At 62.5% G+C, this 22,927-nt stretch carries 19 protein-coding genes; 4 read left to right on the forward strand and 15 right to left on the reverse strand.

The window, feature by feature from the left end:
- Positions 1-179 precede the first annotated feature (179 nt).
- The 7 genes from AC07OT_RS25365 to minC all read right to left on the reverse strand — a co-directional run bounded on the left by AC07OT_RS25365 (position 180) and on the right by minC (position 6,880).
- Complete coding sequence (locus AC07OT_RS25365; RefSeq protein ID WP_495109341.1) at positions 180-2,345, reverse strand: mechanosensitive ion channel family protein; 2,166 nt, start codon at positions 2,343-2,345, stop codon at positions 180-182.
- A gap of 52 nt (positions 2,346-2,397) precedes the next feature.
- Positions 2,398-2,565 carry a hypothetical protein gene (locus AC07OT_RS25370; RefSeq protein WP_162492707.1) on the reverse strand — a complete coding sequence of 56 codons (168 nt, stop codon included), beginning with the start codon at positions 2,563-2,565 and terminating at the stop codon, positions 2,398-2,400.
- A gap of 167 nt (positions 2,566-2,732) precedes the next feature.
- Positions 2,733-4,022 carry a M18 family aminopeptidase gene (locus AC07OT_RS25375; RefSeq protein WP_115486786.1) on the reverse strand — a complete coding sequence of 430 codons (1,290 nt, stop codon included), beginning with the start codon at positions 4,020-4,022 and terminating at the stop codon, positions 2,733-2,735.
- A gap of 116 nt (positions 4,023-4,138) precedes the next feature.
- The gene (locus AC07OT_RS25380; protein ID WP_065940525.1) at positions 4,139-4,774 is read right to left on the reverse strand and encodes an RluA family pseudouridine synthase; all 636 of its coding nucleotides are present in this window, start codon (positions 4,772-4,774) and stop codon (positions 4,139-4,141) included.
- Positions 4,775-4,870: 96 nt separating this feature from the next.
- On the reverse strand, positions 4,871-5,125 hold the full coding sequence (gene minE / locus AC07OT_RS25385) for a cell division topological specificity factor MinE (RefSeq protein WP_003175252.1): 255 nt from the start codon (positions 5,123-5,125) through the stop codon (positions 4,871-4,873).
- Positions 5,126-5,128: 3 nt separating this feature from the next.
- Entirely contained in the window at positions 5,129-5,941 is an 813-nt protein-coding gene (minD, locus tag AC07OT_RS25390) for a septum site-determining protein MinD (RefSeq protein WP_003175251.1), read from the reverse strand.
- 201 nt (positions 5,942-6,142) lie between these two features.
- On the reverse strand, positions 6,143-6,880 hold the full coding sequence (minC, locus tag AC07OT_RS25395; RefSeq protein WP_027603909.1) for a septum site-determining protein MinC: 738 nt from the start codon (positions 6,878-6,880) through the stop codon (positions 6,143-6,145).
- Between the two features lie 119 nt (positions 6,881-6,999).
- Between minC and AC07OT_RS25400 the strand changes: the two genes are divergently transcribed.
- Together AC07OT_RS25400 and AC07OT_RS25405 are read left to right on the forward strand one after the other, a co-directional pair.
- Positions 7,000-7,935, forward strand: coding sequence for a lipid A biosynthesis lauroyl acyltransferase (locus tag AC07OT_RS25400; RefSeq protein ID WP_495109342.1), 936 nt, complete (start codon positions 7,000-7,002; stop codon positions 7,933-7,935).
- A 31-nt stretch (positions 7,936-7,966) separates the two neighbouring features.
- Entirely contained in the window at positions 7,967-9,115 is a 1,149-nt protein-coding gene (locus tag AC07OT_RS25405; RefSeq protein WP_027603911.1) for a patatin-like phospholipase family protein, read from the forward strand.
- Between the two features lie 46 nt (positions 9,116-9,161).
- On the opposite strand, the gene AC07OT_RS25410 is transcribed toward AC07OT_RS25405, so the two are convergent.
- The 7 genes from AC07OT_RS25410 to puuE form a co-directional block, all read right to left on the reverse strand.
- The gene (locus AC07OT_RS25410; protein WP_495109343.1) at positions 9,162-9,947 is read right to left on the reverse strand and encodes an outer membrane protein OmpK; all 786 of its coding nucleotides are present in this window, start codon (positions 9,945-9,947) and stop codon (positions 9,162-9,164) included.
- Between the two features lie 230 nt (positions 9,948-10,177).
- A complete protein-coding gene (locus tag AC07OT_RS25415; RefSeq protein ID WP_495109344.1) occupies positions 10,178-11,527 on the reverse strand; it encodes a nucleobase:cation symporter-2 family protein in 1,350 nt (449 codons plus the stop codon).
- A gap of 115 nt (positions 11,528-11,642) precedes the next feature.
- Entirely contained in the window at positions 11,643-12,926 is a 1,284-nt protein-coding gene (locus AC07OT_RS25420; RefSeq protein ID WP_495109345.1) for a urate hydroxylase PuuD, read from the reverse strand.
- Positions 12,927-12,977: 51 nt separating this feature from the next.
- Positions 12,978-13,481, reverse strand: coding sequence for an ureidoglycolate lyase (locus tag AC07OT_RS25425; RefSeq protein WP_027603915.1), 504 nt, complete (start codon positions 13,479-13,481; stop codon positions 12,978-12,980).
- Positions 13,482-13,718: 237 nt separating this feature from the next.
- The gene (alc, locus tag AC07OT_RS25430) at positions 13,719-14,714 is read right to left on the reverse strand and encodes an allantoicase (RefSeq protein WP_115486790.1); all 996 of its coding nucleotides are present in this window, start codon (positions 14,712-14,714) and stop codon (positions 13,719-13,721) included.
- Between the two features lie 41 nt (positions 14,715-14,755).
- Entirely contained in the window at positions 14,756-15,271 is a 516-nt protein-coding gene (gene uraD / locus AC07OT_RS25435; RefSeq protein WP_092355128.1) for a 2-oxo-4-hydroxy-4-carboxy-5-ureidoimidazoline decarboxylase, read from the reverse strand.
- Positions 15,268-16,194 carry an allantoinase PuuE gene (puuE, locus tag AC07OT_RS25440; RefSeq protein ID WP_027603918.1) on the reverse strand — a complete coding sequence of 309 codons (927 nt, stop codon included), beginning with the start codon at positions 16,192-16,194 and terminating at the stop codon, positions 15,268-15,270. The genes uraD and puuE overlap by 4 nt, the downstream gene beginning before the upstream one ends.
- 379 nt (positions 16,195-16,573) lie before the next feature.
- Here puuE and uraH point away from each other — a divergent pair, with 379 nt between their 5' ends.
- Both uraH and AC07OT_RS25450 read left to right on the forward strand, forming a co-directional pair.
- Positions 16,574-16,927, forward strand: a complete 354-nt coding sequence (uraH, locus tag AC07OT_RS25445; protein WP_027603919.1) for a hydroxyisourate hydrolase — start codon at positions 16,574-16,576, stop codon at positions 16,925-16,927.
- Between the two features lie 151 nt (positions 16,928-17,078).
- On the forward strand, positions 17,079-22,298 hold the full coding sequence (locus AC07OT_RS25450) for a dermonecrotic toxin domain-containing protein (protein WP_495109346.1): 5,220 nt from the start codon (positions 17,079-17,081) through the stop codon (positions 22,296-22,298).
- Here AC07OT_RS25450 and AC07OT_RS25455 read toward each other — a convergent pair.
- Positions 22,273-22,914: a LysE family translocator gene (locus AC07OT_RS25455; RefSeq protein WP_495109347.1), complete on the reverse strand. Its 642-nt coding sequence runs from the start codon at positions 22,912-22,914 to the stop codon at positions 22,273-22,275. The genes AC07OT_RS25450 and AC07OT_RS25455 overlap by 26 nt on opposite strands.
- Between the last annotated feature and the right edge of the window lie 13 nt (positions 22,915-22,927).

The raw sequence follows: 22,927 nt of genomic DNA on the forward strand, positions 1-22,927 counted from the left end.
GGGTGGGGTCGGGGGGAGGGAGAGGAGAGAAGAAGAGACAGGTATCAGGCATAACTCAGCGGCTGGTTTTGGGGCTGCTTCGCAGCCCAGCGCGGGGCAAGCCCGCTCACCACAACAAGCCCGCTCACCACAAAAAGCTCACCACAAACCACAATAAGCTCATCACATTCGCCATGACCTTACGCGTTCTTGCCCTTTTCCAAACCGCCCGCAGCCCCCGTCACCACCTGCACACTCAAGCGCGGCGTGGCCAGGTCCAGACCGGCTTCATCCAGATGCCGCTTCAGCGACAGGTTGAACGCCCGCGATACTTCCCACTGCTTGATCGGCGCCGTCTTGAACCGCGCGCGCAGGATCGCACTGCCTGACTCGAAGCTTTCCACCCCCTGGATCTCCAGCGGCGACCAGATATTGCGGCGTTGCAGCGGATCGTTGCGCATTTTCTGGCCGACATCGCGCATCAGCTTGATCGCATCGTCGATTTCCATGTTGTACGGGATCGCCACCCGGAAGATCGCGTAGCCGAACTCCCGCGAGTAGTTCTTGATGCTCTTGATCTCGCTGAACGGGATGGTGTGCACGATGCCGTCAATGTCGCGCAGGCGCACGGTACGGATGGTCAGGCCTTCGACGGTGCCGAGGTGGCCGCCGACGTCCACGTAGTCATCGATGGCCAGGGAGTCTTCGATGATGATGAACAGGCCGGTGATCAAGTCGGCCACCAGTGACTGCGCACCAAAACCGATGGCCAGGCCGATCACACCGGCACCGGCCAGCAGTGGCGTGACGTTCATGCCCATGTTTGCCAGGGCGACGATGGCGGCGATGATGAAGATGGTCACGAACAGCACGTTGCGGATCAGCGGCATCATGGTCTGCGCGCGGGCATTGGCCAGGCCTTTGCGCGAGCGGGTGAGGGCGTGATGGATGGCGGTGTCGCTGAGGATCCAGATCAACCAGGCAAATAGCAGCGTGCCGCCCAGGCCGAACAGCTTGACGCTGATTTCATGGCCGTCGCCTTCGGTAAAGCGAATCAGCGACAGGCCCCACACCCGCAGCCCGAGTTCGATAAACACCAGCCACACCACCAGGTGAGCGAGGGTGTAGACGAAGCTTTTCAGGCGTTCGGAGTACAGCGCATGGCGCTTGTGCCCCCGTTGCGGCTTGAGCGCATGGCGCCGCACCAGACCGTTGATCACCATGCACAACACCAGCAACACCGTGCACAGCAGCGACTGGCGCAGGGCGGTGCTGGTGTCGCCGGCGGAGACGAATGTAGCGAACAGCGAGATGCCCACCAACAACAAGGCGGGGATGTACCAGAAGGTGCCGACGATCTCGATGGTGTCGCTGAGGGCGCGGCGGGTCAGGCGGCGCGACAGCGGCTGGTTGCGGATCAGGTGGGCGATCGGCCGCCGGAAGCGCAGGATGAACACGCCGGTGGACAGCGCGGCCATCACATTGGCGACCGTGGCCGCCGTATGGGCCAGGTGCTGGCCGAGCGCAGCCACCAGCCGCGGGTCGCTCAAGGCTTCACCAAAGGCGGCAAAGCTGCCGATCCACCACAGCGGGCGGAACGCCTGGTGGCGCAGGATATACAGCGCGCGGTGGCGGTGCGGGCCGTCGAGCAGGGAGAAGGCAATCACGCAGATCGCCGAGAAACAGGTGCCGACCACCAGCGCGTACGCCAGCACCATTGCCAGGGATTTGCCCAGGGACGAGGGCAGGGCGTAGCTCAGGTAAACCGTGATCACCAGCGCGATCAGCCAGGGCCCCAGCTTGCGCAGTGCGAAGCGCAGCATGTCCCAGGTACGCGGGTGTTGCGGCAACTCCTCGGGCAGGCCGAAGCGCTCGCGTACCCGGTGGCTGAGCCAGATCAACGCGGCTGCCAGCAGGCTCCAGACCGCCAGGATCACTGCAAAGCCGAAAATGATCGGCAGCCATTCGCTGGCCGGCAGCATCAGGGCGCTGAGTTCATCCTTGGCCAGGTCGATTTCATTCGACCAGCGCCCCAGCGGGCTGTCGGCTCCGGAGAACTGCTGCTCCAGGCCCGACAGCGTACTGCCGATCAGCCCGAGCACGCCTTGCTCGGCGGCGGGCTGGGCCTTCTGGGTAGCGGCGCGCAGCTTTTTCAAGTCGCTTAGCAACTGGGTGCGTTGCTGGTCGTTTTCCAGGGTCTTGATCACCTCGTCCAGCGACTGCCCCAACGGCACTTCGGCCTGGGGTTGGGCCTTGGTGGTGCCGAGCAGCCCGGGCAGGCCCACCGCTTGGGCAGGCGAGAGCGGCAGCAGCGTGAGCAGGGCGATCAGGAAACAGCAGGGCAGGGCAAACAGACGGGAAAGCACGAGGCGGTCAACCTTGGAAACGACGGGTTGAGCGAGTGTACGAGTGCAAGCGTCATTCGGCCAGTTTGGCGAGGATCTTGTACACCACGGTGCCCAGGATCAGCAGCATGCCGATCCACATGCCGAACACGCCGAGGGGCTTGTCGCGGAAGTTGAAGCCGACGGCGAGCATGATCATGCCGATCAGGATAGGGATAAGCATGGCGTGGAAAGAGGACATGGAGATCATGGGGCGACGGCCTTGTCGGAGTGGGAATACTGACAAGTCTAGGTCGGATTGCAGGAAATGCAGGTGATGCAGATCAGGTGGACGTAAACCAAATGTGGGGGGGCAAGTCGAATCGTTGCACCGCCCCTCCCACATGTTGACGGCATCCAGTCCTGGTCTTAGGGCAGGTCGTGGCTGGCGTAGAACGCGCCCAACACCTTCACCAGATGCGCCAGGTCATGGCTGCCGCACAGTTCACGAATGGAGTGCATGGCAAACGTCGGCAAACCGATATCCACCGTACGCACTCCCAGGTGGCTGGCGGTAATCGGGCCGATGGTCGAGCCGCAGCCCATGTCGCTGCGCACCACGAAGCTCTGCACCGGCACTTCCTGGGCCATGCACAGGTGACGGAAGAACCCGGCGGTTTCGCTGTTGGTGGCGTAGCGCTGGTTGCTGTTGACCTTGATCACCGGGCCGGCATTGAGCTTGGGGCCGTGGTTGGCGTCGTGCTTGTCGGCGTAGTTGGGGTGTACGCCGTGGGCATTGTCGGCCGACACCAGCAGGGATTTCTGAATGGTGCGTACGAATTCATCACCTTCGGGCAACAGGCGACGCAGGGTCTGTTCCAGCATCGGGCCATCGGCACCGCAGGCCGAGCAGGAACCGACTTCCTCGTGGTCGTTGCACACCAGCACGCAGGTTTCGTCGCTCTCGCTGGTGAGCAAGGCTTGCAGGCCGGCGTAGCACGACAGCAGGTTATCGAGGCGTGCGCCGGCGATGAAGTCGCCGTTGAGGCCGATGACGGCGGCGCTCTGGGTGTCGTAGAAGCTCAACTCGTAGTCGAGTACCACATCGGCGTTCAGCCCGTGCTCCCGTGCCAACTGCTCGGTGAGCACGGCACGGAAGTCCACGCGTTCATCACCGGCAAATTGCGCGAGGATCGGCGGCAATTCGGTCTGGGCATTGATCGCCCAGCCCTGGTTGGCTTCACGGTTCAGGTGAATGGCCAGGTTGGGGATGATGGCGATGGGCAGCTTGAAGTCGATCAGCTGGCTTTCGACCTTGCCGTCGCGACGGAAGGTGACGCGGCCGGCCAGGGACAGGTCGCGGTCGAACCACGGCGCCAGCAGCGCGCCGCCGTAGACTTCCACGCCGAGTTGCCAGAAACCCTGGCGTTGCAGCTCAGGCTGGGGCTTGACCCGCAGGCACGGGCTGTCGGTATGGGCGCCGACCAGGCGAATCCCGCCTTGCAACGGCGAATGGCGGCCGAGCTTGAAGGCGATGATCGAGGAATCGTTGCGGGTCACGTAGTAGCGACCGTTGGCTTCGGTGGTCCAGGTCTCGCGCTCGTCGAGGCGCTGGAAACCGGCCGCTTCCAGGCGCTGGGCCAGGGCGGCGGTGGCATGAAAAGGAGTAGGGGAGGCCTTGAGGAAGTCGATCAGGCCTTGATTCAACGCTTCGCGCATAAATAGCTCCAGACAGCAATGCGCGGAGTTTACCGTTCGAGGGCGGGAAGTGCACAGAACAAATGTGGGAGGAGGCAAGTCGCACCGCCCCTCCCACATGCACTGTATTTACAGCTTTAGAAGGGCGCCGGGCACTCAAAGCGCAAGCGCTCACCGCTTTGCGGGTGAGTGAAGCTCAGCATGCTCGCGTGCAGGCACAGGCGCGGCCAGGCAGCCAGGGCCTGTTCATGGGCATACAGGCCGTCACCGAGCAACGGATGCCCGATGGACAGCATATGCACGCGTAACTGGTGCGAGCGTCCGGTAATCGGCGTCAGCTCGACCCGGCACCAGTCGCCACAGCGTTCCAGCACTTTCCAGAACGTCAGCGCGTGCTTGCCGAACTCGTGGTCCACCACATGGCGCGGTTTGGTCGGCGGGTCGTAGCGCAGGGGCAGGTCGATGCTGCCGCTGTCCAGTGCCGGTTGGCCCCAGGCCAGCGCGGTGTAGGCCTTTTCGGTTTCGCGATCGTGAAACTGGCGGGACAGTTCGCGATGGGTATCGGCATCCCGGGCCAGCAGGATGATCCCCGAGGTTTCCCAGTCCAGGCGATGGACGATGCGGGCTTCGGGGTAGCCGTTTTCCTGCAGGCGGGTGATCAGGCAGTCCTTGTTGTCATCGGCGCGGCCGGGCACCGAGAGCAACAGGGTCGGCTTGTTCACCACCAGGACAGCGTCGTCCTGATGCAGGATATGAATAGTGGACAGCGGCATTAAACAGCCTCGCAACAAACGCCAACGGCGGCTCGACCACCCGGTTCCCGCAAAGGGATCAAGGTGACCGAGCCGCCGTGGCGGCCGCCTGTTCGATCAACGATCAGGCAGGGTGATATTGAGTTCCAGAATCGAGCAGCTGCCGTCATTTTCCAGGGCGACATGCACGTCATCGTTGCCGATATTGACGTACTTGCGGATCACCTCGACCAGTTCCTTCTGCAAGGCGGGCAGGTAATCCGGGGTGCTGCGTTGGCCGCGTTCGTGCGCCACGATGATCTGTAGACGCTCTTTCGCGACCGACGCGGTGCTTGGCTTTTTGTTGGCGCGAAAGAAGTCGAGAAATTTCATTGTTTAGTTGCCTCCAAAGATACGCTCGAAGAATCCCTTCTTCTTAACATCGAGGAAGCGATGTTCCACGGTCTTGCCCAGCAAGCGATCAACCGCATCGCTGTACGCCTGGCCGGCGTCGCTCTGGTCGTCGAGAATCACCGGGACGCCCTGGTTGGACGCCTTCAGCACCGCCTGGGATTCCGGGATCACACCCAGCAGGGTCACGGCGAGGATTTCCTTGACGTCTTCAACACCGAGCATTTCGCCGTTGCTGACGCGCTCAGGGTTGTAGCGGGTGAGCAGCAGGTGTTCCTTGATCGGGTCCTGGCCTTCCTCGGCGCGCTTGGACTTGCTGGCCAACAGGCCGAGCATGCGGTCCGAGTCACGTACCGAAGACACTTCCGGGTTGGTCACCACGATGGCTTCATCGGCGAAGTACATCGCCAGGTGAGCACCGGTTTCGATACCGGCCGGGGAGTCGCAGACCACGTACTCGAAGGTTTCCTTCAGTTCAGCGAGGACCTTGCCTACGCCTTCCTTGGTCAGCGCATCTTTGTCGCGCGTCTGGCTGGCGGCCAGTACATACAGGTTCTCAAGGCGCTTGTCCTTGATCAGGGCCTGTTGCAGGTTGGCTTCGCCGTTCACCACGTTGACGAAGTCGTACACCACGCGGCGTTCGCAGCCCATGATCAGGTCGAGGTTACGCAAACCGACGTCGAAGTCGACGATGACTGTCTTGTGGCCGCGCAGAGCGAGGCCGGTACCGATAGCGGCGCTGGTGGTGGTCTTACCCACACCACCCTTGCCGGATGTAACCACGAGAATCTTGGCCAAGGTGTTTCACCCCTAAGGAAAAAGGACTTTTCAGCCCCTGAAAAACATCTCTTGGAACTCGCCGCAGGCGGACAGCCTTTGTAGGAAAAAAGACGGGTTTTCGCAGGAAAAACGCCAACCTTCAAATGTTCCTACGCAAGTAATGCCAGTTTCGCTGTGCTATCAGAGTCTAGAGATGCTTGGAAAATGCGGCAGTATCCGTTAAAGACGGATGATGTTCAACACATCGCCCGACAGGCTGACCTGCACCGCGGCTCCCCACAGCGGATCGCGGCGCAAATCTTCCGAAACCTTGTACTGGCCCGCGATGGACACCAGCTCAGCGGTCAATTGCTGGCAAAAAATGCGCGCCTTGGTATCCCCCTTGATGCCGGCGAGGGCACGTCCGCGCATCGGGCCGTATACATGGATATTGCCATCGGCGAGAAGTTCCGCGCCGGGACTGACCGAAGAGATCACCACCAGGTCGCCGCCCTGGGCGTAAATCTGCTGTCCGCCGCGTACGGGCGTGGTGATTATCTTTGTAGGCTTGATCGTAGGTTCCGCTGGTTTTTCCGGTTTTTTCTGCACTTCGCCGACCAAAGGTTCCAGTGGACGCTCACGCGCGCCGGAGGGTGGCAGTACTGGCAGTTCAATGGCGATGGCGGCGGCAATGTCTTCGATGCGGCTGGCACGAATCGCCAGGGTTCGCAGGCCGTGGGAGCGGCACACGCGCATCAGGCCGGGCAGGTCGATGCTGCCCTGGCCGGCCGGCAGTTTGTCCAGGGCCAGTACCAGCGGGGCGTTGTTGAAGAAGTTCGGCGCCAGGGCGACCTTGGCGGCGAGCTGGCGGTCCAGGGCGTCGAGGTCGTTGCGGGCCAGTTCCAGCACGGTGATGGCGAGCATGCTGCCTTTCAGCTGGAACACGGGATCTTGGTCTAGCGGTTCGGTTTGGCTCATGGTCGGCAAAAAGCGGCTTGTCACGAAAAGTGTCGAGACTTATAACGAGAACACTCACTGGCCGCAAGCCGAGTCGAACCGTTGTAGAATGCGCGGCCCTGTCTTTCCCGGAATCTGTAATGGATCGCCCGCGTTTTCGAGCTGTATTTTTTCACCCGCGCTTTTGGCTGTTATGGCTGGGACTCGGCCTGCTGTGGCTGGTGACCCAACTGCCGTACCGTGCGCTGCTGACCATTGGTCGCCTGCTGGGTGCAGGCATGTACCATGTAGCCGGCGAACGTCGCCGCATCGCCGCCCGCAACCTGGAACTGTGCTTCCCGGAAAAAACCGCCGCAGAGCGCAAGAAGCTGCTCAAGGAAAACTTCGCCTCCACCGGCATCGCCTTCTTCGAAATGGCCATGAGCTGGTGGTGGTCGCGCCAGCGCCTGGCGCGCCTGGCCCATGTCGAAGGCCTGGAACACCTCAAGCAGGCCCAACTGGATGGCAAGGGCGTGATCCTCATGGCCCTGCACTTCACCACCCTGGAAATCGGCGCGGCCCTGCTGGGGCAGAAGCACACCATCGACGGCATGTACCGCGAGCACGGCAACCCGCTGTTCGACTATATCCAGCGCCGTGGCCGCGAGCGGCATAACCTCGACTCCCTGGCGGTCGAGCGCGAAGACGTGCGCGGCATGCTCAAGCTGCTGCGTGCCGGCCGCGCCATCTGGTACGCACCGGACCAGGACTACGGCGCCAAGCAAAGTATCTTCGTGCCGCTGTTCGGCATTCAGGCCGCCACCGTGCCTGCCACCAGCAAGTTCGCCAAGCTGGGCAAGGCGCTGGTGGTGCCGTTCACCCAGCAGCGCCTGGCGGACGGCAGCGGTTACCGCCTGGTGATCCACCCGCCGTTGACCGACTTCCCCGGCGAAAGCGATGAAGTCGACTGCCTGCGCATCAACCAGTGGGTCGAAGCCTCGGTGCGTGAATGTCCCGAGCAATACCTGTGGACCCACCGCCGTTTCAAGAGCCGGCCACCGGGCGAACCCAAGCTGTACGAAAAACGCCGTCGCTAAGACCGACTTTCCCCCCACATGGAGTGTTGCAATGCGCGCAGCTGAACCGGTTACAGGCTTGATTCTTTCCGGCGGCGGGGCGCGAGCGGCGTATCAGGTGGGGGTATTGGCGGCGATTGCCGAGCTGTTGCCGCCGGGGGCTCCCAACCCTTTTCCGGTGATCGTCGGCACGTCGGCCGGTGCGATCAATGCGGTGAGCCTGGCCAGCGGTGCGATGGATTTCACGGCGGCGATCCAGCGCCTGACTGCGTTCTGGCAGGGGTTTCGCAGTCATCTGGTATTGCGCAGCGATTGGCCGGGGGTGGTGCGCCAGGCGAGTCGCTTCTTTACCCACAGCTTGCTGGGGCTGGGCCGGCAGTTGCCGGTGGCGCTGCTCAACAGCTCGCCGCTGCGGGACTTGTTGCAGGACAAACTGCATTTGGCAGGTATCGACGAGGCCATCCGCCAACAGCACCTGCATGCGGTCGCCGTCACGGCCTTCGGCTACGAATCCGGGCAGGCGGTGACTTTCTATCAGGGCGGCGGCACCATCGACGCCTGGTTGCGCCATCGGCGTATCGGAGTGCCGACGCAACTGACCGTTGAACACCTGCTGGCCAGTTCGGCGATCCCCTTGCTGTTTGCCCCGGTGAAGCTCGACCAGGAATACTTCGGCGACGGCGCGGTGCGCCAGTCGGCGCCCATCAGCCCGGCGCTGCACCTGGGGGCGACCCGGGTGCTGGTGGTGGGTGTCAGCGGTAACCCGCGGGGCAATGAACCGATGGCGCAACGCACCTATACCGGCCAGGAGCCGACGTTGGCCCAGATCGGTGGGCATATGCTCAACAGTACGTTCATTGACAGCCTGGAAAGCGATATCGAACTGCTGGAGCGTCTGAACCAGTTCAGCCATCACCAGCCAGCCGACAGCGCGGCCCGTGGCCTGGCGCCGGTGGAAGTACTGGTGATTGCGCCAAGTCAGCCGATCGACGAAATCGCCGCAAGGCATCGGCAGGAATTGCCGGCGGCATTGCGTCTGTTCCTGCGTGGGCCGGGGGCGACCAAGACAAGCGGGGCGGGGGTGCTGAGTTACTTGCTGTTCGAGGCGGGGTATTGCAGCGAGTTGATTGAGTTGGGCAGGAAGGATGCGCTGGCCAAGCGTGAAGAGATCATGCGGTTTCTGGGCCTGCCGCCTATCTGAATGTGGGAGGGAGCAAGTCCCTCCCGCATGTGTCTTGCAGTGGCTTTTAGAAGTGATACTTGACCAGGAAGCTCGCCGTGTCCTGGGTCGTCTTGAACGCGCCGGAATCCTCGATCCCGTACTTGTTCTTCCAGTAGTCGTATTCAAAGCCCACGTACAACTGCTTGTCGCCCCAATGCAGCGCCTTGCCCAAGTCGTATTTGACCTGCGGGTTGAAGTGCAGGTTGGCGTGGTAAGTGCCACGGGCGTTCTGGTCGTTGTCCACCACCCAATCCATGAAGCCGTCGATCAGGATATTCGAGTTGCCCACCGGCAGGGTGTACGACCATACCGGGGTGATCTGCCATACACCGTCGCCTGGGCGATTGCCTTCGGTCTGGCGCTGGTAGAAGTTCAGCTGGAAGTAGTCGAAGCCTGGGATATTCAGGTCGAAGCCAGGGCCGAGCAGGTACGACTCGTTGTCGCCTTCGCCGAACTCATACGTGAAGGCCAGCAACACATCCTTGATCGGTCCGAAGGACAGGTCCTTGTCGAGAATCTTGCCGAACGACAACCGTGGGCTGAACTCGCCGTAATACGTATTCGGGCCGACATTGCCGTCTTCCTTGCCGTTGTAAAAGATGCGGTCGAGGAAGAAGAAGTTGTCGCCGTACTTCCAGGCGTCGGCATGTTCGAACGTGACGGTTTGCTGGATCTGTGGGTTGACGGTAAAGCTCTTGCCCCACAGGTAAGTCAGGCTGTTGTTCTGCCACTGCAACAGGTCACCGGCCACGGCCTGGCCGCCGGCCAGCAGGGATCCCGCCAGCATCAGGCCTTTGAACATAGGTTTCATTCGGTTGCTCCCGAGTTAAAGTTTTATGGTTTTTCTTCTACACAAGCGCTCTGGTGCGGCGCCTTTAGTGGTTACAAAAGTGGTCTGAATGGTCAGCTTTATTGCTACAGCAAGACCCGCGCCAAGGCGGCAAACAACCGTCGATTCAAGCGGGCGCGGAGAATACTGGCTCCCACGTCAGGGCTCAAGTGCGCCGTTACAGCGCGCACAGGGCGACAATGGGGCATGTGTCAGGTGTGGGCGGGGTCGACTACGGGGCGCTCAGCGCCGCCGAGAATGTTGAACAGGATATTCAGCGACAGTGCGCTGAGGGTCGCCATGGCGATGCCGCTGTGGGTAATCGGGCTCATCCACACGGGCAACTGTGCGAAGAACTCCGGGCGCACCACGGGGATCAGGCCCATGCCGATGCTCACCGCCACCAGCAACTGGTTGCGACGGTCGGCGATATCGGCCTCCTGGAGGATCTTGATGCCGGTGGCCGCCACCATGCCGAACATGGCGATCGCCGCCCCGCCGAGCACCGCCGGGGGAATCGACGCCACCAGGTATGCGGCCTTGGGCAACAGGCTGAGCACAATCAGGAAGGCACCGGCCATCATCGTCACCGAGCGGCAACGCACGCCGGTCATCTGCACCAGGCCGATGTTCTGCGCGAAGGAGGAGTGGGTGAAGGTGTTGAAGAAACCGGCGAAGAACGACGCACCGGCATCACACAGCAAGCCACGGCGCAGCATTTTCGGCGTGACGTCCTGGCCGGTGATCTTGCCCAGCGCCAGGAACATTCCGGTGGATTCGACGAAGATGATCACCACCACCAGGCACATCGACAGGATCGGCGCCAGCTCGAACCTGGGCATGCCGAAGTGCAGCGGCGTCACCACTTGCACCCACGGCGCCTGGGCCAGGCCGCTGAGGTCAACCATGCCGATGGCCCCGCACAGGGCGTAACCCAGGCCCATGCCGATCAGCACCGAGATATTCACCCAGAAGCCGCGCATGAAACGGTTGATCAGCAGGATGGTCGCCAGTACCAGGGCGGCAATCGCCAGGTAAATCGGTGAGCCGAAGGTTGCCGCTGCGCTGCCGCCACCGGCCCAGTTCACGGCCACGGGGAACAGCGACAGGCCGATGGCCGTGATCACGGTGCCGGTCACCAGCGGCGGAAAAAAGCGTACGACCGTGGACATGAACGGCGCGATCAGCATGCCGAAGAACCCGGCGGCGATGGTGGCGCCGAAGATGCCCTGCAAGCCGATACCGGGCATGCCGGCCATGGCGACCATGCTGCCCACAGCGGCGAAACTGGCGCCCATCATCACCGGCATACGGATGCCCACCGGGCCGATGCCGAATGACTGCACCAGGGTGGCGATGCCGGCTACCAGCAGGTCGGCGTTGATCAGAAAGGCGATTTCTTCACGGCTCAGGCCGGCGGCCTGGCCAATGATCAGAGGGACGGCGACAGCGCCTCCGTACATCAGCAAGACGTGTTGCAGGCCTACCAGAATCAGTTGCAAGAGGGGCAGCCGCACCATGGCGGGTGCGGCAGGAATCTGCGGTTCGACTAACTCGGTCATGCAACACCTCGGATCTTTTTTATTTTTGTGTTGTGTGGAACGCAATCTTCAAAACACTGCAGGTCCAAATGTGGGAGGGGGCAAGCCCCTCCCACATTGGAACTATGTGAATCTGTTAGTTGGTACGCGCCCCCTGATTGATCCAGGTGCCAATCAAATCCCGCTCCTGCTGGGTCATCTGGGTGATGTTGCCCAACGGCATGATCTGGCTCGCCACGGCCTGCGCCTGGATGCGCGCCGCCTGTTGCTGGATCTGCGCCGGGGTATCGAACATCACCCCGGCCGGTGCGGTGCTGAACAGCGGGCTGGTGGGCTTGGCCGAATGGCACACGGCGCAACGCTCCTGGATCACCCCGTGGACCTTGTCGAAATCAATCGTCGCCTGGGCAGGCGCAGGTGCGGCGGCCGGAGCTGCCGGCGCGGCGGGTTTCAAGCCACCGCCCAATGCGGTTTCCGGCAACGGTTGGTACTCAATGGCCGCCGGTGCCTTGGCAATCGGTTCGGCCGGCTTTGGCCCGGTCACATACGCCAGGCAAATCATGGCCAACGCACCCACCGGCAAGGTCCACGCATACTTCTGGCTGTTATGCCGCGTGTTGAAGTAGTGCCGCACCAACACCGCTGCCACCGCGATCCCGGCCAGGATCAGCCAGTTGTATTGGCTGCCGTAGGTGCTCGGGAAGTGGTTGCTGATCATGATGAACAGCACCGGCAGGGTGAAGTAGTTGTTGTGCCGTGAGCGCAGCAGACCCTTGGCCGGCAGGGCCGGATCGGGGGTGCGGTTCTCGGCGATCGCCGCCACCAACGCGCGCTGCGCCGGCATGATGATGCGGAACACGTTACCGACCATGATGGTGCCGATCACCGCGCCCACGTGCAGGTACGCACCACGGCCGCTGAACACTTTGCTGAAGCCGTACGCGGCGGCAATCAACAGCACGAACAGGATCAAGCCGAGCAGGGCAGGGCGTTTGCCCAGGGCCGAGTCGCAGAGGAAGGAGTAGATGAACCAGCCGGCGAACAGTGAGCCGATGCCCAGCAAGACGCCTTCGCCGCCACTGAGGCTGCTGCCGGGGGCGAGCAGGTACAGCGTCGGGTTGAGGTAGAACACCACGCACAGCAGCGCGACGCCCGACATCCAGGTGAAATAGGCTTCCCATTTGAACCAGTGCAGGTTGTCCGGCATGGTTGGCGGGGCCAGTTTGTATTTTTCCAGGTGGTAGATACCGCCACCGTGGATCGCCCACAAGTCACCGGACAGGCCGTCCTTGGGGTTGACGCGGTTGAGGTTGTTTTCCAGCCAGACGAAGTAGAACGAAGCGCCGATCCAGGCGACGCCAGTGATCATGTGAACCCAGCGCACGCTGAGGTTCAGCCATTCCAACAGATGTGCTTCCACAGTCTTTACCTCTCGCCTGTCACCCTTGTTGTCGGGTGATCCGGCCTTCTCTTATTGGTGGGGGGCGAGGATCAACCGCTCATCCTCTTTGAAAAAATGCTCATCGCAGTTATTGCCTGTGCCACTGCGATCAACCACCAGGAAGTCATCCCGCTTTTCGATCGTCAGCACCGGGTGGTGCCAGACGCCGCGATGGTAATTGATGCCCTGCCTGCCGTTGGTGACGAAGGCTCGGACCAAGCCTGATACAGGTGCATCGCCAAGTGGCGCGACCACGATCAGAAAGGGGTTGCCGAGCAGCGGAATGAAGGCCTGGCTGCCCAGCGGGTGTCTCTCCAGCATGCACACGGTCAGCGGCATATCCAGCGCGTCGGCGCGGAAGATGCTGATGATCGCGTTGTCTTCAGGCTGTGCGGTTTCTACCGTTGCCAGCTTGTGAAAGCGCATGGTCGACCCGTTGTTGATCATGAAGTGATCGCTGCCGTCGGTTTCGATAACGTCTCCGAAAGGGGCGAAGGCTTCTTTGGTCAGGGGTTCGATCATCAGTGTGCGCATGGCTGTCTCTTATCCGAATTCTGTGTTGTTAAAACTATTTTGTGTGTGGCAATGAGCTTATGTGGTGAGCGGGCTTGCCCGCGCTGGGCTGCGAAGCGGCCCCAACAAGATCACTGCGTTTCTTCTGTGAAAACGCGGTGTCTGCTTCCAGGGTCGCTTCGCGCCCCAACGCGGGCGGTGCGACGATTCGACAAGCCCACTCACCACAACAAGCTCTTTTGCCACAGGATTCAGCGTTTACCTGGAGACTTTACCCAGTACACGCAGACGGCTCACACCGCCATCCGGGAACACGTTCAGGCGGATATGGGTGATCGGCCCCAGCGCCTTGATCTGCTCGGCGAAGGTGTGTTCGGCGTGCATTTCCAGTTTCTGCGCCGGCAGCAGTTCGCGCCAGAACAGCGACTGGGTTTCGATCTGGCTGTCGGTGCCGCCCTTCACGAAGGCGCCCTGGATCGAGCAGGTGTCCGGGTAGTTGCCCTTGAAGTGCAGGGTGTCGACGATGATCTTCTCGATTTCGCCGGGATGCCCCAGGGCTACGATCACCCAGTCATTGCCGGGTGTGCGACGACGGGCGGTTTCCCAGCCATCGCCCATGTTGATGCCACGGCCCGGGTTGAGGATGTTGCTCATGCGGCCGAAGTGCTCGTCGGAACACGCCAGTGCGCGACCACCGTTCAATGCGGCAGCCAGGTCGATCTGTTCGTTGTCGCCCACTGCCGACCAGTCGCGGAACGGCACGCCGTACACGCGCAGACGGGCCACGCCGCCATCCGGGTAGATGTTGAAGCGCAGGTGGCTGAACGCCTGGTCGTTGCTGATCTCGTGGTAGTGGTGGCTGTTGCCTTGCAACTCGACGGCCGACAGGACTTCTACCCACTGGGTGTTGTCGTCAGGCTCGCCCGAGGCCAGGAAGCAGGCTTCCAGGGAGGCCGACGGCGGGTAGTTGCCGGTGAAGAATGAAGTGTCGATGTCCACGCCCTTGATCGAACCCGGTACGCCCAGGCGGATCACTGCGCTGTCGTAGCCTTCGAAGCGCTTGCGGCGTGATTCCCAGCCGTCCATCCACTTGCCGTTGTCATCGAAAACGCCCTCCTTCCACACGGCCGGGGTCGGCTGGAACAGGCGGTTGGCGTCGGCGAACCAGTCATCTGTCACGGAGATGATCTTGGTGCCCAGGCGGGCGTCGGCCAGGTTGACGAACTTTTCGAAAGGTACGGCGTAAGCTTTCATTCTTCTTGTCTGCCTTAAATTGAGTGGCTGGGGATGGTCGTTTAGAGGGTCAGTAAACGGAACAACGCGATCTTGTTGATCTCGTCCAGCGCGCACTTGAACTCGGCATCCACCGAGTTGTGAATGCGGGTTTCGAACGCGGCCAGGATCTGATGCCGGTTGCTGCCTTTTACCGCCATGATGAAGGGAAACTTGAACTTGGCCTTGTAGGCATCGTTCAGCTCGGTGAAGCGTGAGAACTCTTCGGCCGTGCAGTGGTGAATCCCCGCGCCAGCTTGCTCATCGGTGCTGGCTTGGGTGAGTTGGCCCTGGACGGCCGCTTTGCCGGCCAGGTCCGGGTGAGCGTTGATCAACGCCAGCTGACTGGCGTGATCGGCGCTCAACAGGATGTCGCTCATGCGCTGGTGCAGGGTTTCGATCTGGTCGATCGAGGCGTCCTGGCCCAGGTCGAAGGCCTTTTCGGCCACCCATGGCGAATGTTCGTAGATGTCGGCGAAGGCCTGGACGAAGGCGTCGCGGCTCAAGGTCGAGGGTTTCAAGGTCTGGAAAGCAGTCATTTGGCCGCTCCCTGAAAAGGGTGTACGTCATGCCAGTGGCGGGCGATGTCGACGCGGCGGGTGAACCACACCTGGTCATGGCCCTTGGCGTATTCGATAAAGCGCTTCAACGAGGCCAGGCGCGCCGGGCGGCCGATCAGGCGGCAATGCAGGCCGATGGACAGCATCTTCGGTGCCTCGGCGCCTTCGGCATACAGCACGTCGAACGCGTCTTTCAGGTACTCGAAAAAGTCATCGCCCTTGTTGAAACCCTGCACCTGGGTGAAGCGCATATCGTTGGTGTCCAGGGTGTAGGGGATCACCAGGTGCGGCTTGCCGGTGGGAGTGTTGGGTTCCCAGTAGGGCAGGTCGTCATCGTAGGTGTCGCAGTCGTAGAGGAAGCCGCCTTCCTCCATCACCAGCCGCCGCGTGTTCGGGCCGGTGCGCCCGGTGTACCAGCCCAACGGGCGTTCGCCGGTGAGTTCGGTGAGGATGCGGATGGCTTCGAGCATGTGCTCGCGCTCCTGGGCCTCGTCCATGTATTGGTAGTCGATCCAGCGGTAGCCGTGGCTGCAGATCTCGTGGCCGGCGTCGACCATGGCGCGGATCACATCCGGGTGGCGCTGGGCTGCCATGGCCACGGCGAAGATGGTCAAAGGAATGTCGAATTCCTTGAACAACTTGAGGATGCGCCACACGCCGGCCCGGCTGCCGTATTCGTACAGCGACTCCATGCTCATGTTGCGCTCGCCCTGCAGCGGCTGGGCCGAGACCATTTCCGAAAGGAAGGCTTCGGACTCTTTGTCACCGTGCAGAATGTTGCGCTCGCCGCCTTCTTCATAGTTGAGTACGAACGACAAGGCGATGCGTGCCTTGCCCGGCCAGTGGGGGTGAGGAGGGTTACTGCCGTAACCGATCAGGTCGCGTGGGTAGTCAGCGCTCACTGCAGTCTTCCTTCTTGTTCGTGGTAGCAAGTGTGTGGCGGCCAGCGGAAAGACTGGGTGGCGTCACAGCGATGGGCTGATTGTATACAACTTAATGGTCACTTTGTAAGCCTGTATTTCCGCATTTTTTCCGTGGAGTTGCCGCCGTTCAGCACTGCAAGAAACTTGCCCGATTGGTCAGTAAACGGACAAAAGGTCTTTTAAAAGCAAGGCTTGCTGAGAATTCCCGCCGAGGATCGAGGCGTCGCAGCCTGTGGGAAACTTTGTGATTTTTATTGTGTACAATTTTTATTAAAAGTGTCTTAATCGGCCCATCAGCGGCTTTTTGATGCCCCGTAAAGGTGCAGCCTATTTCACTTCATGCAAGGGAGCCCGCCCCATGGGACGACTGACGACACACGTACTCGACGCAGCCCACGGCTGCCCCGGCAGCGCCATCCAGGTTGAGCTGTACCGCGTCGACGGCACGCAGCTGGAACTGGTCGCCACTGCGCTGACCAACAGCGATGGCCGCTGCGACGCGCCGTTACTGCAAGGTGATGACTACCGCAGCGGTGTCTACCAATTGCAATTCAGCGCCGGCGATTACTACCGCGCCCGCGGTGTGCAATTGCCGGAGCCGGCCTTCCTGGATGTGGTGGTATTGCGCTTCGGCATCAGTGCCGAACAGGATCACTACCATGTGCCCCTGCTAATTTCGCCCTACAGCTACTCCACCTATCGCGGTAGCTGAGTCGTCACCTGGTTACACCCCCAAGCTCTTCGTTGGTTTTTCGCCCGCCCACACTGCGGGCTTTTTTTGTGCGCGGCACCCGTCAATTATCTAGCGCCCTGTGGGCGTTTGCGCTGCATAGGCTAGGGTTTTCCTCGACGAAGATACCGCCGTGACTTCACCTACCGATCCCGATATGGCCGACGACGATGCGTTGCAGGCCATGCGTCGCCAACTGACCCGGTCCATCAACCGCAGCCCCCATCCCAGCCTGTTGATCAATTGGCTGACCGTTGCCGACCTGCGGTGCGCCCAGTCGGCCAAACACCAGTCCCGCCTGATCCTGCATGCGCCCAAGGTGCTGCGGGTGATTCGCGCCGAGCTGCGCAAGGCCTTTGACCTGGACCCGGACGGCCTGCTCTTCACCGAACCCAAGCCGCCGGCAGCCGCGCAGCAGGTCGACAGTCTGACCGACCGTGCGTTACGGCTGATGGTGTTGCCTGCAGTGCCGATCAACCTCAATCAGTTCACGGCTGTGAGCCTCAAGGCCGAGCCGGCACGCCAGCTGCCGTTTACGCCGCTGGAGGCGTTGCGCCGGGTGATTGCGCTCAACCTTTCGGCTCGGCTTGCCCAGGTGCACAGCGCCTATTGGCAGGCGCTGGTGCCGGGTTCCTGGCTGACGCGCCAGGAGCGCTGGGCGGCTTTGCACAAGCAGCAGTTCGCTGACCAGGCCTTTGTGGCGCGGCAGTTGGACGAGCTGTCGGAGGAGGCGATGGGCATGGTCCAGGCGCTGGTGGACGCTCCGACGGCCGAAGCGCGCCGACGCGCCGGTGAGCTGTGGGCCAGCGTCCAGGCCAGTGAGTTGATGTGGCCGGGCGTGGGGCCGCGGCTGATGCCGATCCCCGGCGCCCTGCATATTTATCGCGAGGGCGACCCGGCGGGCCGGCCGCACGTGATGTACCTGCCGGGTGCCCGCCGCAACTACTACGAATATCCGTCGTTCGCCCACTTGCAGTGTGGCCTGGTGGCATTGATCAATGGCGCCTCGTTCGACGACCTCTGGCAGTGCCTGCCGCTGCGGCGCCGGCATGAGGTATGCCGGCCAGAAGACGCGGCGGCGCCCGGACGCGGTGTGGCAGTGAGGGGCGATGCGCTGGCATACAGCGCGCAGGCGGTGCTGGAGGGGCAATGGGAAAACGAGTTGGCCTGTGGGATGTCGATCAACCTTGCGCAGGTGTTTTCCGCCAGGCGCGAGCCGCTGGAGATGAATGCCGCGCGGCTGCTCGCCTATATCGAACGCGCGCGCCGACACTGGGTGGGCAAGGCGCGCCTGGGCAGCCTTCGCCGGACGTTGCAGGACTGGGATCAGCATCGGCGGCGCAAGGAAATCCTGTTCGCCAGCACCGCCGCGCACCTGCCCGTTAACACGGCGCTGCAACAGCTCAAACGGTATGAAAAAGGCCTGATGGCATTGCTCGACCCGCAGGACGTCGGGGCGGATACCCAGGCCTTTGACGATTTCGTCGTGTTGGAGCAGCGGCGCAAGGTGCACGCGGACACCCTGCACACGCTGCTGCACGGCGCGCAATTGCACCTGTTCGACCCCGCCTTCTGGAAGGCACGTCCCACCGGTCAAGCCAGGCGCCTGAACGCGCTCATCGACGGGTGGACTGCTGTGCTGCGCGCCGACATCCTCTTGCTGCATCGGCTGCAATTGATCCGCGCAGTCCATCGCGACCTGCTGGTGGATGTGCTGGATACGCCGCTGGCCAGCAAGCGCGCCGGCAGCGATACCCGCGTGCTGTCCGTGCTGGTGGGCAGCGCCGACGCCTTTGAGCCTCTGCACAGCGTATTTGCGGTGACCCGCACCACGGCGCTCAACGATCCGCAACGACGGGTGCCGGTGGTGCTGTGCGCGTTGGGGCGCGAGGGTGGCGTGGCGACGTTTGCCAGCCTCGAAGCCTTGTCCCAGGGCATCGAGGCCAGCCTCGACAGCCGTGATGGGTCTGTGCTGTGGCGCTACATCGAGCGGCCGCAGCGCAACGCCATACGTGAACGGGTGGCCAATCAAACCCTGGCGGTGCGCTATGAGGTCATCGAGGGTAATCCTGTGTTGCTTGCGCTCAAAAGGCTGATGAAGGGGTACCTGCGCCTGCAGCGCGGGTTTGATGGCCGCGCGAATATTTTCAGTGAAACCCGGGATGTCCAGTTGACTCGCTTGCTGTTGGCCGTCGAGTTGGAGAAGCACCTCGACGCGCCGGTCAGCGATGCCCTGATTCAAGCACGGGCCCAGGTCGATCTGGTGCGCAAGGCGGCGGCAGCCAAACACGGATTGCCGAGTTGGCTGGCCGAGGCGACGGTGGCGCAACGCAACCGTTTCAAGTACCTGCAAAGCCGCTACCTGGGCAGCGTCCTGGCCTATGAAGAGCGCCTCGGGCAGCGTTTGCCGGATCTGCTCAGCTTCGCCCGCAGCCTTTTGATTGCGCGCTTGCGTGAGGACGGCCTGCCGCCGCAGCTGGACATCGACACTCCGCTTATTGAAATGCCCGACCGGGTCGATGGTCGCTTCTGCGGTTGGGAAAGCGGCTGTACGGTCGGCGATCGCAAGGAAGTCCTGGCGCCCAGTACTGAGCGTTCGCGCTTGAGCCTGCTGCAACTGGCACTGCACAACCTCGACCCGCAGATGATGTCCACCTGGTGGCGCTTCCGTTATGCCCAGTACCTGCAACCGGCCTGGCGGCAGCAACTGAGCCCGCGTTACCTGATCGGCATGGTGTCCTCGCTGGATATTGGCGGGCGCTACGAAGCCTTGATCAATGGTGCGTTTTATCCCCCCGATGCCGCTGCGCACCGGCTGAGCGACGCACGTGCCCCGGAGCTGCTCAGGCGAGCCTTGCAGGCGGGTATCGAGGCGGATCTCCATTCGGCGATTCAGCAGGGGCTGACCGCGAGTGCCCAACGTTTTTTCAACACGGCAATGGCGGCCCGTACGCCCGCGGATTTGCTTGCACACGGCGATCAATTGCAGTTGCACGTGGTGCATCTGGTGGGCCATACCCTGCAGCACGATCGCTACATCGCCGGCATCCTGCTGATTCACGACCTATTGTCGCAACGCTGCGTGGTCTATTGGCCCAGTGCGCCGGATGCGCGGCACATTCATGAGTACGCCAGCCTGCAAGAGGCCCATGAGCACCTCAATCGTGTCGGGGCGTTGCCCGATTACGTCAGCGCCCTGGCCCGGCATGTTGCGCCGGGCTGGGCGTTTGAAGCCATCGCCCATCACCCGGGCCCGGTGCACGTGCAAGCCGGCTTTTTTCAGCCGAGTAAACTGCTGCCGGGCGCGATCATGCTGCAGGGGCTCTGGCGCGCGGCTGATTTCGTTCGCTCATTCAATATCAAGCACCTGGTGCCCGCGGCGCGTGTCGAGGAGATTGAACAGCAACTGCTTGAGCAAATCGCCAGCGACCCGCTGAACTGGCTGGCCTGGGTCCCGACGTCCCACGCCGATGCCCAGGCCCTGTTGTACCGGGCGCGGGTGCTTGAGTTGCACCGCCAGGCCCAGTCGTACAGTCAGTCCGGCCAGGCGTTGCAGCGCTACCGCGAACAGCAGCTGGAGGCGCAACGTGACACGCGTCGGCGGGCGTTGCTGTCGGTGGTGGTGCCGTTTTTCAGCCTGGGTAACCAGCTGTACGAGTTGCTGCTCACCTCGCGGCGTTATCACCGCTATGGTGAGGCGCGGGATGCCGTGGATGTGGCGTTTGGCACGGTGTTTTTGACGATAGACCTGTTACTGACGTTTTTCCCCGGCCCCAAGCTGAAGCCGGGCGCCGTGGCGAACCCGGCAGTCCGTTCCATGGGCGCCGGCTTGAATCGTATCCACCGCGCGAGCGTCTCGACGTTGGGCCGGGTCGCCCCATTGGAGCCGTCGCCATCGAGGGTCGCGCGGCTCAAGCCCCTGGAGCGCTTCAAAGCCCAGGGTACGCCGCAGGAGGCCGTGGCGTTGAAGGGACCGGGCGAAAAGGGCATCTACGTCAAACATGGCGAGTACTTCATGGTGGACGACACGCACCACTACCCGGTTTACCGACGTGGCGACGAAGCGTATTTCCGCCTGAAGAACCGGCAGGCGCCGGGCGTCGATGAGTTGATCCTGACGGTCCATGAGCCCCGGGAGTGGCTGCTGGGGGCGGATGCACCCGTGGCCGGGCCGAGCTCGGCGACGCTCACCCCTTGGCCGGCACCTGCCCGAGCGCCAGGCTGGCGACCGCCCACGGCACCGATGGCCACCCACAACCGTATTCTTCAGTCCGCCGCGCCGACGGACTACTGGTTCAGTTGGCGTACCCAGATGCCTGAGGCCCTGGCGACGAGTCCGCCGGCTTCCGGGGTGTTTCATGTGCATCTGGAACCGCCCGGTTTTCCCTACGACGCTATCTACATCGGTTCCAGGTATGACACCGCGACGCAATCGGGCGTTGGTTATTACCGGTTGCTTCACCAGGGGGATCACGCGCCGTTAAGCACGCTCGGCTTTATTGCCAGGAACGAGCCGTTGGTTTCAAAGGCCCAGGTGGATATCGAGCGCTGGACCGGCGGCGCGCTGCAGGAGCAGCCGATTCCGGTGTCGCGCCTGCCATCGGGGGAGTGGCAATTGCACGCGCCGTTGTTCGACGGGCCGCTGGAGCCACAGGTGGGCAGGGCGTTCCCGGGCATTACGCGGCAAAGCCAGGCGTCTGCGATTGCCAGGGTGATTGAGTTGGCCGATTCCTCGCGCTCGGTCACGGCCAGCCATTTGCTCAACCTGCGGGCCACCCTGGACAACTGGTTGACCCCCAACCCTGTGAGGCTGGGCCAGACCGATGATTTGCTGAACCTGCTGCGGCCCACGCAAACGCGGGGCGCCAATCTGTTCATTGGCTATGAAGGTAAGGCGCCGGGTTTCACCCGCGTCGATTTCATTTCGCCGGTGGCGCTCGCGCCGGCACTCAAAGCCGGTGGTGCGCAGGTCTCCGAAGCGCGCAAAACCCTGCAGCGGCAGGCCGTCAGGGCGGTACTGGAGCAGCAGGGCTTCAGCCTTCACGAATGGCGTGTGCGGCGCGGCAAGATCCTCGTGCCTGAGCTGGTTGCCACCCATCCCCATTCGAACAACCTGTACTACGTGACCTATCAGTGGTTCGAGCGCGGTTCGGTGGCGTTGAACAAGCGGCTCACTGACCGCTGGCTCCAGGCCGCCATCCGTTCGCACCGGGATTCCGTCCTGGCCGCCACGGTCAGCGGGGCGATGGAGGAACAGCGCCTGGTTCGGATCGTCGCGGGCATCCAGTGGCCGGTGCTGGGGAACCTGGCGCCCAGCGTTTACTTCGTCAAACTGAGCCCGCCCGTGCCTTGAGCAGCGAGGCGACGCCGGCGCAGCCGAACAGCGCGGCACTGACGCGGTTGAACCAGTGTTGGCCGCTGCCGCTGCGCAGGTAGCGCGCAGCGCCATGGGCGCCGAGACCGTAGGCGAGTTTGCACAGCAGGTCGAGGAGCGTCCAGGTGGCGATCATGATCAGCAATTGCGGCAGGAACGGCTGCTGGCTGCTGAGGAACTGTGGCAGGAAGGCGGCGAAAAACAGAATGTCCTTGGGGTTGCTGGCCCCCAGCACAAAGGCGCGGCCGAACAACGCGCGAAAACGCGGCACCGGCGCCGCCTCCGGGACGGTCGCGCCGTGGGACGTCTGGCGCGATTGCTGCCAGCTCTGCCAGGCGAGGTAGAACAAATAGAGCGCGCCGACGATCTTCAACGCGCTGAAGAGTTGTTCCGAAGCCAGCAGCAATGCGCCCAGGCCCAGGGCCGACGCGCTCAACAGGCAGATCGAGGCAATCACCCCACCGAGAAATGCCGGGTACGAGCGGCGCAGGCCGTAGTTCAGGCTGTTGCTGATCATCAGCAACGACAGCGGCCCCGGGATCAGGATCACCACCAGCGCAGCGCCGCTGAACAGCAGCCAGGTTTCCAGACTCATGCATGCTCCTTTT

Source organism: Pseudomonas sp. GW821-FHT09C10 (genome assembly GCF_059418085.1).

Coding starts and splice junctions, on each gene's coding strand:
- minC (WP_027603909.1), bottom strand. CDS start 6,880: ATGAGCCAAACCGAACCGCTAGACCAAGATCCCGTGTTCCAGCTGAAA.
- uraH (WP_027603919.1), top strand. CDS start 16,574: ATGGGACGACTGACGACACACGTACTCGACGCAGCCCACGGCTGCCCC.
- AC07OT_RS25405 (WP_027603911.1), top strand. CDS start 7,967: ATGCGCGCAGCTGAACCGGTTACAGGCTTGATTCTTTCCGGCGGCGGG.
- alc (WP_115486790.1), bottom strand. CDS start 14,714: ATGAAAGCTTACGCCGTACCTTTCGAAAAGTTCGTCAACCTGGCCGAC.
- AC07OT_RS25410 (WP_495109343.1), bottom strand. CDS start 9,947: ATGAAACCTATGTTCAAAGGCCTGATGCTGGCGGGATCCCTGCTGGCC.
- AC07OT_RS25380 (WP_065940525.1), bottom strand. CDS start 4,774: ATGCCGCTGTCCACTATTCATATCCTGCATCAGGACGACGCTGTCCTG.
- AC07OT_RS25400 (WP_495109342.1), top strand. CDS start 7,000: ATGGATCGCCCGCGTTTTCGAGCTGTATTTTTTCACCCGCGCTTTTGG.
- AC07OT_RS25415 (WP_495109344.1), bottom strand. CDS start 11,527: ATGACCGAGTTAGTCGAACCGCAGATTCCTGCCGCACCCGCCATGGTG.
- AC07OT_RS25370 (WP_162492707.1), bottom strand. CDS start 2,565: ATGTCCTCTTTCCACGCCATGCTTATCCCTATCCTGATCGGCATGATC.
- uraD (WP_092355128.1), bottom strand. CDS start 15,271: ATGACTGCTTTCCAGACCTTGAAACCCTCGACCTTGAGCCGCGACGCC.
- minE (WP_003175252.1), bottom strand. CDS start 5,125: ATGAAATTTCTCGACTTCTTTCGCGCCAACAAAAAGCCAAGCACCGCG.
- AC07OT_RS25425 (WP_027603915.1), bottom strand. CDS start 13,481: ATGCGCACACTGATGATCGAACCCCTGACCAAAGAAGCCTTCGCCCCT.
- AC07OT_RS25455 (WP_495109347.1), bottom strand. CDS start 22,914: ATGAGTCTGGAAACCTGGCTGCTGTTCAGCGGCGCTGCGCTGGTGGTG.
- AC07OT_RS25375 (WP_115486786.1), bottom strand. CDS start 4,022: ATGCGCGAAGCGTTGAATCAAGGCCTGATCGACTTCCTCAAGGCCTCC.